The organism is Mailhella massiliensis (assembly GCF_900155525.1).
GTDB lineage: Bacteria > Desulfobacterota > Desulfovibrionia > Desulfovibrionales > Desulfovibrionaceae > Mailhella > Mailhella massiliensis.
This window is the reverse complement of the sequence record NZ_LT706952.1, coordinates 613,078-625,599: the sequence shown is the minus strand read 5'-3', so window position 1 is coordinate 625,599 and position 12,522 is coordinate 613,078. Positions and strand designations below refer to the sequence as shown.

At 60.4% G+C, this 12,522-nt stretch carries 12 protein-coding genes; 8 read left to right on the top strand and 4 right to left on the bottom strand.

Annotation, left to right across the window (positions count from 1 at the left end; translation table 11 throughout):
- Window positions 1–248: 248 nt before the first annotated feature.
- Window positions 249–992, bottom strand: coding sequence for a MipA/OmpV family protein (locus tag CZ345_RS13035; RefSeq protein WP_077073533.1), 744 nt, complete (start codon window positions 990–992; stop codon window positions 249–251).
- Between the two features lie 143 nt (window positions 993–1,135).
- Between CZ345_RS13035 and CZ345_RS13030 the strand changes: the two genes are divergently transcribed.
- From CZ345_RS13030 to CZ345_RS13015, 4 genes are all read left to right on the top strand, one after another.
- Window positions 1,136–1,756 (top strand): TetR/AcrR family transcriptional regulator, encoded by a 621-nt coding sequence (locus tag CZ345_RS13030; protein WP_077073532.1) that lies wholly within the window; start codon window positions 1,136–1,138, stop codon window positions 1,754–1,756.
- A gap of 232 nt (window positions 1,757–1,988) precedes the next feature.
- Window positions 1,989–2,381, top strand: coding sequence for a hypothetical protein (locus CZ345_RS13025; protein WP_144277358.1), 393 nt, complete (start codon window positions 1,989–1,991; stop codon window positions 2,379–2,381).
- 228 nt (window positions 2,382–2,609) lie between these two features.
- Window positions 2,610–4,799 carry an AAA family ATPase gene (locus CZ345_RS13020; protein WP_239446691.1) on the top strand — a complete coding sequence of 730 codons (2,190 nt, stop codon included), beginning with the start codon at window positions 2,610–2,612 and terminating at the stop codon, window positions 4,797–4,799.
- 94 nt (window positions 4,800–4,893) lie between these two features.
- Entirely contained in the window at window positions 4,894–6,138 is a 1,245-nt protein-coding gene (locus CZ345_RS13015; RefSeq protein ID WP_077073530.1) for a helix-turn-helix transcriptional regulator, read from the top strand.
- Here the strand turns inward: CZ345_RS13015 and CZ345_RS13010 are convergent.
- Complete coding sequence (locus CZ345_RS13010; RefSeq protein WP_077073529.1) at window positions 6,135–6,605, bottom strand: metal-dependent hydrolase; 471 nt, start codon at window positions 6,603–6,605, stop codon at window positions 6,135–6,137. The two genes, CZ345_RS13015 and CZ345_RS13010, sit on opposite strands and share 4 nt — an antisense overlap.
- Window positions 6,602–7,060: a YccF domain-containing protein gene (locus CZ345_RS13005; RefSeq protein WP_077073528.1), complete on the bottom strand. Its 459-nt coding sequence runs from the start codon at window positions 7,058–7,060 to the stop codon at window positions 6,602–6,604. Before CZ345_RS13005 ends, CZ345_RS13010 begins: the two co-directional genes overlap by 4 nt.
- Before the next feature lie 354 nt (window positions 7,061–7,414).
- Here CZ345_RS13005 and asnS point away from each other — a divergent pair, with 354 nt between their 5' ends.
- From asnS to CZ345_RS12980, 4 genes are all read left to right on the top strand, one after another.
- On the top strand, window positions 7,415–8,800 hold the full coding sequence (gene asnS, locus CZ345_RS12995) for an asparagine--tRNA ligase (RefSeq protein ID WP_077073526.1): 1,386 nt from the start codon (window positions 7,415–7,417) through the stop codon (window positions 8,798–8,800).
- Window positions 8,797–9,390 (top strand): TrmH family RNA methyltransferase, encoded by a 594-nt coding sequence (locus tag CZ345_RS12990; protein WP_077073525.1) that lies wholly within the window; start codon window positions 8,797–8,799, stop codon window positions 9,388–9,390. The genes asnS and CZ345_RS12990 overlap by 4 nt, the downstream gene beginning before the upstream one ends.
- Before the next feature lie 231 nt (window positions 9,391–9,621).
- Window positions 9,622–10,506, top strand: coding sequence for a CoA-binding protein (locus tag CZ345_RS17610; RefSeq protein ID WP_077074103.1), 885 nt, complete (start codon window positions 9,622–9,624; stop codon window positions 10,504–10,506).
- A 204-nt stretch (window positions 10,507–10,710) separates the two neighbouring features.
- A complete protein-coding gene (locus CZ345_RS12980) occupies window positions 10,711–11,382 on the top strand; it encodes an adenylate kinase (protein WP_077073524.1) in 672 nt (223 codons plus the stop codon).
- Between the two features lie 141 nt (window positions 11,383–11,523).
- Here CZ345_RS12980 and CZ345_RS12975 read toward each other — a convergent pair whose 3' ends face one another.
- Window positions 11,524–12,387 (bottom strand): NAD(P)-dependent oxidoreductase, encoded by an 864-nt coding sequence (locus tag CZ345_RS12975; RefSeq protein WP_077073523.1) that lies wholly within the window; start codon window positions 12,385–12,387, stop codon window positions 11,524–11,526.
- Window positions 12,388–12,522 lie beyond the last annotated feature (135 nt).

The following is a 12,522-nucleotide window of genomic DNA, read 5'->3' as shown; positions in this document are numbered from 1 at the left end:
TTTTTGCTGGAGACGCTTTTTTTTGGGGGGGGACACGTTGCGCGGCAATGCGGGAGGCTTCTGCCGCAGGGGGATCGGCAGGAGGCCTTTTTTCGGAACGAATCGCAGGAAAGAAAAAGACGGAATCGGCGAGGAGGTGCCGGTTCCGTCTTCATGCTGCGGCGTTCTGTGCGCTTGCGGCTCATGGGGGGAACGGAGCCGGAAGCGCGCATTGCGCGAAGGGAAGGGGGCGCGTTTTTCGCGCCGGATCAGAAGCTGTAGGTGATGCCGCCGCCGAAGATGTGCTGCGTGTCCCTGTCCACCATGGGGCTGTCTTTCACTTCGTCGCTGAGGAAGGTGATCTTCCATGTGGCGAAGAGACTCCAGTGATCGCTGAGCCTGTAGTTTGCGGCGACGCCGAGGAAGGGCGTGAACGAGGCTTCGGGATCATAGTGGGAAAATCCGCTTCTGGCCGCTTCGGCATGACTTACGCCGTAATAATAGTCGTTGAAGTCGGAACTGGCGAAAATCACGCCCGCGTTGGGGGTAAGGGTCAGCGCGCCCCGGCGCAACGGATAGGCGTAGACTGCGGAAGCGAGAAAACCGTCGCTTGTTCCGGTGACGTCGCCGGACGCCGTGAGCCTGAGCCGTCCGTATTCCGTTTCCAGTTCATAGCCCAGCGTGCCGAGCACGATGATGTTGCGGTTGTCGAGCTGCTTCATGGCCTGATCGTCGCACTTGCCGGTGCGAAGATACAGGGGAAGAAGCGTGAGCCCCGCGGAGAGCCTCTGCCTTTCGTCGCTCCATACATAAACGCCCGCTTCCGCATTCTTGAGAAAGAAGCGGTTGCCTTCATACTGAATCACGGGCATGGGCAGTACTCTCGTGTCGGCGCCTTTGTATTCGGACTGCGTCGCAAAGGCGCCGACGCTCAGGGAAAGCTCGTCGGCAAAGGCCGCGTTCCACGGCAGCAGCACGGCGGCCGCGAGCAGAAACAGGTTGCGCAGATGCATGGGATTCCTCCTGGTCGAACATGATGCGGATGGAGAGTTAAAGGGTTTTCGTCATTAAGTCAACAAGTGTTTACTTGCGTTCGGCCATGAAGCAGGGTATAAGGGAACATGGCGTTATTGTATGAGATTCAAGGTGGATGCGTATGAATGAGGATGTTTTCGAACCTCTGGATTGCCCGTGTGAATCCGGCGCAAGGCCCGGCCGTAATGCCGCGCAGACCAGACTCAGAATACTGAAAAATGCCGAAAAGCTTTTTTCCCGGTATCCGTATGAGCTTGTGTCGCTGCGCCGGGTGGCCGACATGTCGGGGGTCAACGTGGCGCTGATCTCCCGTTATTACGGTTCGAAAAAGGATCTGTTCCGCGCCGTGTTCGAAAGCATTTCCAGCCGCAGGCCGCCGCTCAGCGATGAGAACAAGCTGGGGGATCTGGCGGGCAGAATCGTCCGTTCCTTCGAGATCGGCTTCGAGGATGACGGTCTGCTCGAACTGCTGAACATACTCATGCTTTCTTCCATGTCGCAGGAGGCTTCTCCCGTGATTCAGGAAAAGATGCAGAGCTTTCTTACGGACATTGAGAAGACGGAAGGGGAAGGGGGCGTGCCCTCGGCCCGCATTCTCACATCCTGTATTCTGGGTATGCTGCTGTTGCGTCGTCTTCTGCCCGAAGGCGTGCCTCCCACCGTTTCCACCTCGGAAATGCGCGAGGCGCTGCGTATTCTGCGCCATGCTCTGGACTGCCGCAGCCCGGGCGCGCCTCTGTAAGGTTCCGTATTTTTCCGCTCCTGTTCCGCGCTCTCGGGAATGCGCTGCCTGAGGGGCTGCGCATTCTTCGGCAAGTCATGGTTCCGCCTGTTTTCCGTTCCCTTCTGCAGCAAGGGCGGAGCGTGCTCAGGGGCGGTGTGTGCGGGCAGGAAAGCGGGGGCCCGGTTCCTTCGTGCTTCCGGCAGAAGGCGTGCGCCTTGCCCGTTGCCGCTTTTTATGCAACATTTTGTCCATGACATACGAAGTTGCATTTCCTTTCGGGTTCGACACCCCGGGCGAAGCGTGCCGCGGCGTGCTGCGCCGTTTTTCCCCGGAAGCCGCGGCCGTCCTTCTGGACATGGCCGGAAAGGGAGCTTTTCTGCTCGGCGATGTGACGCTGCTTTCTCCCGCTTTTTCTCTTTTGCTTTCGGAAGAGGAGAGGCTCGCGCTGGGAAGGAGCGAAGACGAGGGCGGGGAGGGACTTTCCGTGTTCTGCCGCATGATCGTGCCCGATGCCGAGCCTCGTTCCGCAGGATTCGACCTGTCGCGTCTTGTGTTGGTGGATACGGGCACGGGCAGAGCGCTTTGCGTGTCGCGCCCCGGTCTTTCTCCGGTGAGTGTGAAGGCGGATGCCGGTCAGGGGTAGGGCGTTTTCCGTGCTCTTTTGAGCGTTTTGATGCTGCATGTGGAAGGCGGGGCTGTTCCCCGCCTTTTTTGTCGTCCTTTTGGGGGAAATTTTCGTAGATATTTTTTATCTATTTGATATACTTGATGATAAAAAGATGGAACGGTTGTCGGAATCTGGCACGATGTTTCCGTAGACTTCTTCGGCATGAGAAAACTGCATGGAAAACGCACAAAGAGGAGCTGCGTTATGATGTCGAAGAATACGGGCGATGTGGAAGTCAGAGATGCCCGGCGCAAAACCGCATTATGGCTCATGCGCGTACTGGAACAGCGCATTCCCATGGATGATCCTTTTTTCGAATGTCTGTTCTGGGTTCTGGGGGAAAAGGAACTGCTGCTCAGGGCCGTGTTGCAGGCCATGCAGACGGGGCGGAACAAAAACGGCGTGACTGCCGCCGTGAAGGCCCTTCAGGATGTGCTGACGAATATGCGTATGCTGAACGCCGCCTCCGTATGCGAGGAACTCATCGGCGATCATCCCTGCATGGAGGCGTTTTTTTATGCCTGCGCGGAAGAAGCCTGCCGGGCAGCGGTCACGGACGGAACGGACGGAAGCGTTTTCGAGCAGGCATCTTGCGGCTTTGAACGTGTGTTCGGACTCGGGCCCGAGGCGTGGAGACTCTGCGAGTTCATTTTTCTGATCCAGCATTTTTCTGCGGTGGAGCACTATTTTGAAGATGAACTCAGGGTGTTCCGTTTCGGCCGCCGGCGTCTGCTTTCCTCCATGCTGGACATATCCTTTTCCCGTCTTCGTCCGCTCATCAATGAACTTATCACTCTGGGCCTCATGGATACGTTCGGCGATTCCCTGAGACTTTCCGAAATCATGCTTGCGTTCTGGGATGGTGAGGAACCCCGGCAGGATCTGCTTTTCTGCCGTCCGCTCGAAGGGGAAAGTCTGCCTCTTTCCGCCTTCCGCATTCCTGAGGAGGTGAAGCGTCATGTGCTGAAGCTTCTGAAGAGCGGGGGCGGGGAACCCGTGCATATTCTGCTTTACGGAGCTTCCGGCACGGGCAAGAGCAGCTTTGTCCGGGCTCTTGCGGAGGCGTGCGGCGTAAGCGCCTGGTCCGTGAGCAGCCGGGAGAACGACAGCGACGCCGACCGCCGCGCCTCGCTTACGGCATGTCTGAATCTGTCCTCCCGTCACAAGGGTTCCTTCGTGGTGGTGGATGAGGCCGAAAGACTGCTCGATACCGATCTCGTCTTCGGCCGGCAGACCAAGGACAAGGCCTGGCTCAACGATTTTCTGGAAAGGCCGGGGCAGCGCATCATCTGGATAAGCAATCAGGTGGAGCACATCGACCCTGCCGTGCGGCGGCGTTTTACCTACAGCATTCATTTTGAAAAACTCGACGTGCGCGACCGCGTGGAAGTGTGGCGGCAGGTCATGAGAAGGCTCGGCATGGCAAGGAGCTTTTCCGAACCGCGCATGAAGGAACTTTCCCAGAAGTATCCCGTGGAAGCTGCGGTGATTCAGGAGGCCGTTTCGCAGGCGCGCAGGCTGTACGGCGGAAGCCGGGATTTTTCCCATGCGCTGGAGCGCATCCTTAAGGCACACCTCACGCTTCAGGAGGGAGGAGACTTTCAGCCCCGGACGATTCCTTCCTCCGAAGAGGACTTCACGATGAACGGCGTGTGCCTGGAAGGCGATGCGGAACGGCTCATGCAGCGCTGCCGTCGTGTGGATGCCGCCCTCCGCAGGGGCGATGCGCCGCGTCCCGGCTGCGGCACCATGCTTTTCTACGGGCCTCCCGGCACGGGCAAGACGGCGCTGGCCCGCCATATCGCGGGGGAACTGGATCGCGAATGTCTGTGCAGGCGGGCAAGCGACCTTATGGGCGCCTTTGTGGGGGAAACGGAAAAGAACATTGCCCGGGCCTTCCGGCAGGCGGAAGACACCGGTTCGGTGCTTGTGATCGACGAGGCGGACAGTTTCCTGATTTCCCGGGAATCGACCCGCCATTCCTGGGAGAACACCATGGTCAACGAGTTTCTTACCTCGCTTGAACAGTGCCGGACGTTCTGCGTCTGCACCACCAACCGCCGGGAGATGCTCGACGCGGCGGCCATGCGGCGTTTTTCGTACAAGGTGGCTTTCGGCTACGCCAAAAGCGGGCAGATTCGCACGCTGTATGAAACCATGCTTGCGCCGCTCTGCGGGGAGTCTCTGCCGGAGCAGCTCTGCCGAAAGCTCCTTGCCCTTCGGAATCTTGCCCCCGGGGATTTTCATGCCGTGCGTATGCAGTACGATCCGCTTTTTACGGAACCCGGTCAGGTGTCCCACGGGGAACTGGTGCAGGCCCTTGTCCGCGAGGCGGAACTCAAGCTGGAAAAGCGGGAAGGCACCGTCGGTTTCCTTTCCCGAAAGGCCTTGTGATTTTTCCTTTCTTCTTGCCCGCAGTCTGCTTTTTTTCTACGTTCTGAGGAACGTCGTACCGCCGTTTCCGGCGGCGCAGAAGGACGGGAAGAGTATGGGCAGGAAATGGAATCAGGATGTGACGCCTGCGGAAAGGCTGCTTTTCGTGTACACCATGCTGCTTTTCAGCGGCCGGGAAATGAGTCTGACGGAGCTGGCCCGCAGGCTGGACTGTTCCAAGCAGACGGTGAGAAGACTCATCGACCAGCTGGAGGCCTCGCGTTTCGGTACGCTGCTTCGTGAAATGCACGGGCGCGAGGTGGCCTACCGTCTGGAGAGGCCCCGGAATCTGCCGAAGCTCAGTCTTGATCCCGAAGGGCTGCGTCAGCTTGCCCTGTGCCGGGCCTTTCTCATGCATCTTCTGCCGGAATCCATGCGCAGAACGGTGGATGCCACGCTTCAGAAGGCTTCGGCCTATCTGCCGGAAGGGGCCGAACCGTGCGGTATCGAGGAGGTGGGCTGCGCCTTTGCCAAGGGGCCCATCGACTATACGCCGTTTCAGGAAACGCTGAGGGAACTTATGGAGGCCATACGGCTGCATCGGGTATGCGAGGTGTCGTACCGGGCGACCCTTCAGGGCGAAGTGAAGCGGCACTGCTTTGCTCCGGTGAAAATCGTGGCCTATCACGAGGCACTGTATGCGCGCGGCTGGCTGGTGTCGGAAAAGGGCAGGGCCGGGGCGCTTTTTTCCTCGCCCACCAGCCTTGCCGTACACCGCATGACAGGGGCCCGCATGACGCGGAGAAATGCGGAATCCCTCCCCGGGGATGCGGATGCGCTGGAAGGCTGTTTCGGCCTGATGGGGGAAGAACCCTTCACCGTGCGCGTGCGCTTTGCCCCCTCGGCCGCGACCTATGCCTCGGAACGGACGTGGAGCCGCGACCAGAAGATCACAAGACATAAGGACGGCTCCGTCACGCTGACCATGACGGCCCGGAGCGAGGCCGAGGTCATCGCCTGGGTGATGAGCTTTGCGGATACGGCGGAAGTTCTGTCTCCGGCAGCGCTCAGAAAGGCGGTGGCCTGCCGCGTGCGCGCCATGAACGCCGTGTACGCCCGGAAGTCCGGCAGAGGGCAGGGCCGCCGGGGAAAACATGCGGAGTCTGCAGGCGGGGAAGAATTCCGTGCGGAGCGGCCCTTTTCTTCGGAAAAACCTGTTTCCGCCGCGTATGCAGCGCAGCAAGAGGAGCCCCGTTCTTCACGAAAGGAGCCTTCCTCCGGGCCTTCGGAAGAAGCGCCAGGTTCTTCCGGCATGATTTTTTCCGCCGGCGCGGAAGGCGGAGCGTTCAGGAGCGACTAGTACAGCGGCACATGAAAGTGCAGAAGTTCGGGCCTTTTCGCTATCCAGAACACCAGTACGCACATGATGAGTATGGCGTATTCCCCGAAGCTTCCGGTACTGCATATCTTCAGGGAAAAGCGCACCCTGCCGAAGGGCAGCAGCGGCACGCCGTGGGAGGTGCACATATCGAGGAGCACATGGGTGAGCGCGCCGAAGCCGAAGCCTCCCACCAGAGCGTCGGGCAGGGGGCCGAGCTGGCCGGTGAGCGACCATATCCATACGGCCAGCCACCAGCCGAACCAGTGCGAGCCCTTTCTGTGCACCTGATTGAATTTTTTCTGCCGGAAAAAGGCGCGATTGGCACTGCGCTGGTCGATGACGTCGGGTATCACGGAACCAGCCCAGGCGGCGGCAATGCCTGCAAGAGGGAATCCGGCGGAAAAGGCGGCCATGAGCGCCACGCTCTGATGGGTGATCCATTTCATGCGTTTCTTCTCCTGTCGAGTTCTTCGGCCGCGCGGCGACGGCGCGCCTCGGCGGCGACTTCGCAGGGGACCACGGTTTTTCCTATGGGGAAGAGGGCGAGTTCCGCCAGCTTCAGGTGCTGCCAGGCAAAGGGGATGCCCACGATGCTGAGTCCGAGGCACACGGCCATGGCCACATGGCCGAGGGCTATCCACAGCCCGGCGAAGAGGAACCAGAGCGCGTTGCCCACCATGCCGGGCGCGCCCGTACCCATGTCGCCCCGTCCGTAGAGAACGTCGCGGGAGATGGATTCATAGCCGAAGGGCATGAAGACAAATCCCGCCATGACGAAGCAGGCTCTGCCCCAGGGCAGGCCGACAATGCTCAGGCAGGCCAGCACTCCGGCCAGAAGCCAGAGCAGGGCCGATATCCAGCCGCCGAGGATGATCCAGAGTATGTTGCCGATAACGCTCATGTTTTTTCCGATATGGTTGGGGAAGGGCCGCGTACTGCGCGGGAGGGGCAGTATAGCGGGCCGGGCCCCGGCCCGCAAGGGGCTGCTGCGCCGTTTCCGAACCTCCGCCGGTATGACGGCATCCCCGCATTCCCGGCTGCGGCGTTTTCCTGGGCCGCGCGCTTTTGCAGAGGCCTTTGCGGCGGTTGCAGAGCGTGCCGCTATGGCGTATGCTGACACACCATTCAAGAGCGGAGCGTTTTTTGCGTAAAAGGCGTGCGGACTGCCCGCGCCGCCGGGCAGGGCGTCTTTTCCGCGCCGTGTTCCGCCTTGCGTTTAAACATCAACCGCCATGCCTCTCTGGAGAGATGTTCCATGCAGCGTACCAGTATCAGCGAAGCTCTGGCTTCCGCCGGACCGCGCGCCGGCATTACCGTATGCGGATGGGTGAGAACCCGCCGCGATTCCAAGGGATTTGCCTTTCTTGAACTCAACGACGGTTCCTGCCTGAAGAACCTGCAGTGCATCATCGACGAGGGCACGCAGGCCTGGGGCGCCCTTGAGGGCGTGAACACGGGCGCAGCGGTGAGCGTTTGCGGCGACCTTGTGGAATCTCCCGGCAAGGGACAGAAGTGGGAAGTCCATGCCCGGAACATGACGGTGTTCGGCCTTGCCGATCCGGCGGTGTTCCCTCTTCAGAAAAAGCGCCATTCCGATGAATTTCTGCGCACCATCGCGCACCTTCGCGCCCGTACCAACAAGTACGGCGCGGCCTTCCGCATCCGTTCCGAGGCGGCGCTCGCCGTGCACGACTATTTCCGTTCCCTCGGCTACTATTATGTTCATGCGCCCATCCTCACCGGCTCCGACTGCGAGGGCGCGGGCGAGATGTTCCGCGTGACCACGCTTCCCGTGGACGGCGGGCCGAAGCCGGAATCCGGCAACGTGTTTGAAAACGACTTCTTCGGCAAGCAGGCCAGCCTTACGGTGTCGGGCCAGCTTGAGGCCGAGGCCCTGGCCTGCGCGCTGGGCAAGGTGTACAACTTCGGCCCCACCTTCCGCGCCGAACATTCCTACACTCCGCGTCACGCCGCCGAGTTCTGGATGGTGGAACCCGAAGCCGCCTTCAACGACCTGTGGGACAACATGGAACTGGCCGAAGGGCTGATCCGCCATGTGGTGCGTCACACGGTGGAGACCTGCGCGGACGACGTGGCCCTGTTCGACAAGTTCGTCTCTCCCGGCCTTCTGGACGGACTCAGAGACATGATGGAAAAGAAGTATGCCCGCATCAGCTACCGCGACGCGGTAAAGCTCCTGCAGGAAAGCGGCAGGAAGTTCGAGTATCCCGTGTCTTTCGGTACCGACCTGCAGACCGAGCATGAACGCTTCCTTGCCGAGGAATATTTCCGCTCTCCCGTAACGGTGTACGACTATCCCAAGGACATCAAGGCGTTCTACATGCGCATGAACGACGACAACGAGACCGTGGCCGCCATGGACCTTCTCGTTCCCCGCATCGGCGAGCTTGTGGGCGGCAGCCAGAGAGAAGAACGCCTCGACCGCCTTGTGGCCCGCATTGCGGAGCTCGGACAGAAGGAAGAGGATTACTGGTGGTATCTCGACCTGCGCCGCTTCGGCAGCGTGCCTCATTCCGGCTTCGGCATGGGCTTTGAACGCATGATCATGCTGCTCACGGGTATTTCCAATATCCGCGACGTGCTTCCCTTCCCCCGTACCACGGGTTCTCTGGAGTTCTGATGCGCGCCATGACCGAACGCCGCCGGGCGAAGATTGAAAAGGTGCTCACGCAGCGCCAGAAGGGCCTCACCCTCGTGATGGACAACGTGTGGGACCCGCACAACGTGTCGGCCATATACCGCAGCTGCGACGCCTTCGGGGTGCCGGAGGTGCATCTGTATTATTCGCGCTGCGCCTTTCCGCAGCTGAGCCGCAAGACCTCGGCCTCCGCCTTCAAGTGGGTGAACACCGTGCGCCATGCGAACAAGGAAGAACTCATGGAATGCCTGCGCGCACAGAACATGCAGGTACTTGCCACGAGCTGTTCCCCGGCCTCGAAGCCTCTCACCGAATATGACTTCACAAAGCCCACGGCCATCATCATGGGCAACGAACACGCCGGCGTCTCGCCCGAGCTGGTTCCCATGGTGGACGGCGAGGTGTACATTCCCATGTACGGCATGGTGCAGAGCTTCAACGTGTCCGTGGCTTCCGCGCTCATGCTGTCCGAAGCCTCGCGCCAGCGTTCCCTTGCGGGCATGTACGAACGCAGGCTCTGGAGCGACGAAGAATATGAAGAGCGCCTGAACGCCTGGCTGGAAAAGGCCTGAGGCGGAAGCGGCGGAGCGCTTTTCCCGGAAAAGCCGGGAAGGGCGTTCCGCCGCCGGGCGCTTTCGGCGGAGTTTTTTCGCCTGACAGGCCCCCGTTTCCTGCGAAACGGGGGTTTTCGTATGCCCGGGCACGTTTTTTTTGCCTCTTTCCCGCCGGAGGCCATTGCCAAGAAAGGGTATGCGGGCTTACACTATGCACGTTTTGTGACGAATGCCTCCTGCGGAGTTTTCATGCTGTTCGACGATCTGCGCGACCTGCTCGGCCGCGCGAGGAATATCGCCATCGTAGGCGCCAAGGACAGGCCCGGTTCCCCAGTGGACCATGTGGGTCGTTATCTCCTCAATGCCGGTTTCAACATCATGCCCGTGCATCCCGTGCGCAGGCAGGCGTGGGGCATTCCCACGGTACGCAACATCACGGAACTTCCCTCCCGCGGTTTTCAGCCCGACATCATCTGTCTTTTCCGTGCGCCGCAGTACTGCGCCGAACATGCGCGCGAAACCCTTTCCCTGCCCAGACTTCCGCTCATCTTCTGGATGCAGGAGGGCATACGCAGCCCCGAGGCCGGGAAGCTCATGGCCGGGGCCGGAGTGAAGGTGGTGGAGGACCGCTGCCTTCAGACCGTGCACACCGCGCTTTTCGATGAATCCTCTTCCGTCTTTGCCTGCCGCATGTGCGGCAAATGCTGCGAAGGCCGCGGCGGCATCGTGGTCGGCCCCCGCGACCTGCCGCGTCTCTGCGCCCATTTCAACCTTCCCGCGGAAGAGGTGCTCGCGCGTTATACCGAGAATCTGGGCGGCAAGCCCACGCTCAAATGCGGGGAGGACGGTTTCTGTCTTTTCTTCCGTGCGGGCAAGGGCTGTTCCATCCATCCCGCGCGTCCTGCCGTGTGCCGTGCATGGCCCTTTTTCCGCGGCAATCTCGTGGACGAGGTGAGTTTCGCCATGGCCGGAGAGGACTGTCCGGGCATAGTACGGCAGACGTCTCATGCCGAATTCGCCCGCGAAGGCTACCGTTATCTGAAGGAGTACAAGCTCCTTGCGGACGACATCCAGCATGAGGGACGCGCCCTTGTGGTGAAGGAAGAGGAGCTTCCGCCTCTGAACAGGGGCTGATATTTTCCTCCCGCATACGGGAGGAGCCGCCGAGGGCGGCATGGTCCGGGGTAGGCCGCGCACGGCGCGGCAGAGGTTGTTAACCATGGGAGCGGGCGTCGCATGATGCCTTTGCTCCGCGTGTATGCCGGGAGCATCCACGCAGGAAGCCCGCCGGGAAGGAACCCCGGGGGCGTTCACGCGCGAAAGCGCCAGAGGATTCTGATGAATATTCTGATTTTTGGCCCCAACGGCAGCGGCAAGGGTACCCAGGGTGCCCTTCTCATGGAAAAGTACGGCATTCAGCACATCGAATCCGGCGCCGTTTTCCGTCAGCACATTGGAAATGGCACGGAACTGGGCAAAAAGGCCAAAGCCTATATCGATAAGGGCGAGCTTGTTCCCGATGAAATCACCATTCCCATGGTGCTGGACATCCTTGAGGCGCAGGGCGACAAGGGCTGGCTTCTGGACGGCTTCCCCCGCAATATGGAACAGGCCCGCAAGCTGGAAGACGCGCTGGAAAAGGAAGGTCTCAAGCTTGACTATGTGGTGGAAATCCTCCTGCCCCGCAAGGTGGCCCGCGACCGCATCATGGGCCGCCGCCTCTGCGTGAACAACAACAATCATCCCAACAACATCTTCATCGACGCCATCAAGCCCAACGGCGACGTGTGCCGTGTGTGCGGCGGCGCGCTGAAGACCCGCCCCGACGATCAGGACGAAGAGGCCATCAACAAGCGCCACGACATCTACTACGACGAAAAGAACGGCACCCTGGCCGCGGCCTACTACTTCAAGGATCTGGCCGCCAAGGGCATGACCAAATATATTGAACTGGACGGCAGCGGCACCATCGACGCCATCCGCGAAGAGCTGCTTTCCAAGCTGAAGTAACGGCATTTTTGCCTGCGGCACAAGGCCCCGGTTCCTCATGAGGAACCGGGGCCTTTGTCGTGCCTTGCAGGGCGGCGTGTCAGCCCGGAGCCTTCGGCATGTTTTTGGGCTCAGGCCGTCGCGAACCTTCGCGGAAAGCGCCTATACGTTTTTCAGCCGGGCGATGGAGCTGCAGTCGTCCTTGTCGTAATCGGAGGCCTGCCGGTAAAGATCATAGGCCAGGCGGGAAAGCGGCAGGGCAAGTTCCGGGTGTTTTTCCGCGCACTGCAGGGCTATGCCCATGTCTTTCCGCAGCAGGGCGAGGGTGAAGGTGGGCTTGTAGTTGTCTTCCACCATCTTGAAGAAGTTTCTGTCGAACTGGGTGGAACCGCCCGCGCTTTTCTTCACCACCTCGGCCACTTCCTCCATGTTCAGCCCCATGGCGGAGGCGAAGCGGTAGAATTCGCCCACGGCGGCAAGGTTCACGGCGCCGAGCAGGTTGGTCATGGCCTTGATGAGCTTGCCGTTGCCCACCTTGCCGAGCTGGAACACCTTTTCGGCCATGGGAGCGAACACCGCTTCCGCTCTCTGGAAGTCTTCCGCCCTGCCTGCGCCCATGATGGTCAGCGTGCCGTCGATGGCCTTGGGCAGTGCGCCGGTGATGGGCGCGTCGATGACGCCGACGTTCTTGTCCGCATAATAGGCTTCCACTTCCTGCACCACCTCGGGGGAGCAGGAGGTCATTTCGATGATGATGCTTCCGGGGCGGACGGCGTTTTTCATGGTTTCGTTGAGGTAGATGTCGCGTACGGAATCGTCGTTGGGCACGACGCTGATGATGAATTCGGCCTTTTCCAGCATGCCTTCCAGATTGTCGTGAATGACGCCGCCAAGTCTTTCCACCTCTCTGGGGCCTTCCATGATGCCGCGGAAGGGCATGACGTGAAGGCAGTGCCCCGCCTTGAGCAGATTGAGGGCCATGGGCAGCCCCATGGTGCCGAGTCCGAAGAATGCGATGTCCGCCATAGATGTATTCTCCTTGCAGTATGCGTGTCCGAAGGACGTTTCTGAAAAGTAGCAATATCCGTGCCAGAGAACCAGCTTGAATTCATTGCAGAAAAAAGTCCGCCATGTATGCAGGAGAAACATGTATGAAGGATA